The following is a 1497-nucleotide window of genomic DNA, read 5'->3' on the forward strand; positions in this document are numbered from 1 at the left end:
CCAATACTGTTCGGCCCAAGATATGTAGCGTTTGTGGCGTGGGTCTAGAGGAGGAGGGTCGCGTGCTGGCGGAGGGTTGCCAGGTGGCGGGTTGCTCTTGGCGGGGGAACGAGAGGGCGTGCCGAGTTTCGTAGCGCGCAGCGTGAAGGGTCCGAGGGGCGTTTGCGCGTGCCGCTCCTAGGCTTCTTGCTTTTTGAGCTTTGCGAGGTGCGTCATCAGCTCTTGCTCGCAGGCCATGCCGCAGAGGTAGAAGCAGATCATCTCGTAGGTGCGGAGCGTTGGCTTCCGTCCGGTCCAGAGGGCGATCAGCATGCTCGCGATGATGGCGCAGTAGGTCTGGATCTCGATCCCGTTCTGGTCGTGGCTCAGCAGACGCCGGCAGCCCAGGATGTGCTTGAAGAACCGGAAGAAGGTCTCGATCTCCCACCTCCCCGAGAAGATCAACGCGATGGTCTCGGCCGGGACGTCGAGCAGGTTCGTGGCGATGCGCAGCACGCCGTCGCTGTCGACCCCGCTGGAGCCGCCGCGGTACTTGCCGCGGCTGGTGTGGGGGTTGATCCGCACGCAGACGACGCGCACCGGGTGGTCAGGCCGGCTGCTGGCCGCGGCGTGGGGGAAACGCACGACCTCGTCGCTGATCACCTCGTTCAGCCCGGCGTCGTCATCGCGGCGCCCCGGCTCAACCGCTTCCCACACGCTGTTGTCGCGCAGCCGGCAGACGTAGCTGCTGCCCGCCGCGACGATGCCGTTGAACAGCGAGAACTTGGCGTAGCCGCGGTCCCCCACGTACAGCCGGTCGGCCTCCAAGGCCGCCTCGAGCACCACGCGTTCGTCGTGCTCCCCGCCGCCGTTGGGGGTGACGTCGATCCGCGTGGGGACCCCGCGGAGCACCTCGAAGTGCGTGTGGAGCCGCCACTTGACCATCCCGCTGCCCTTGCTGGCCTTCCGCCAGGACGCCTCCATGATCTTCGGCAACGCCGCCAGCAGCGTGCCGTCGACCAGTGTTATCGTCTGCTGGATGTCCTGGAGGCGTGGGTCCTGGGCGAGCGGTTGCAGCTGGTCGCCCAGCTCGCCGATGATCTCTTTGAGACGCTCGGCGTCAAAGACGCTGGTCGCCTCGGAGAGCGACCCGAGCGACGCCCGGGCGCAGCCCAGCTTCTTCTGCACCTTGCTCAGCTCGCTCGCCTGTTGGACGCCGCGCAGCGAGGTCACGATCGGGTTGAACAAGTGCAGCAGCACCAGCAGGCAGTACTGGTCGTAGTGCAGCTGTCGATTGCCGGCCCGGTCCCGTTCGCAGCCCTCGTCGTGAAGCCGCTTGAGCAGAGGAGCAAGCTTGTCAAAAAACTTCAGCCCCGTGATGTCGGGCTCTTCGATCTTCGGTTTCTTGCTGCCTGCCATGCCCGCAATTATGCACACCGCCCGTCCAGGGCGCAACCTCGACTAGATCGCCTCGCAGTGACGAATTGGCGTGCGCAAATCGCGTGCCGAACAGTATTG

1 protein-coding gene is annotated in these 1497 nt (G+C 65.5%); it reads right to left on the reverse strand.

The window, feature by feature from the left end; all coding sequences use genetic code 11:
- Window positions 1-177: 177 nt before the first annotated feature.
- Window positions 178-1398 (reverse strand): IS4 family transposase, encoded by a 1221-nt coding sequence (locus Pla123a_RS24370; protein ID WP_146591967.1) that lies wholly within the window; start codon window positions 1396-1398, stop codon window positions 178-180.
- Between the last annotated feature and the right edge of the window lie 99 nt (window positions 1399-1497).

Origin of the sequence: Posidoniimonas polymericola (genome assembly GCF_007859935.1) — a bacterium.
In the GTDB taxonomy this organism is placed as follows: Bacteria; Planctomycetota; Planctomycetia; order Pirellulales; family Lacipirellulaceae; genus Posidoniimonas; species Posidoniimonas polymericola.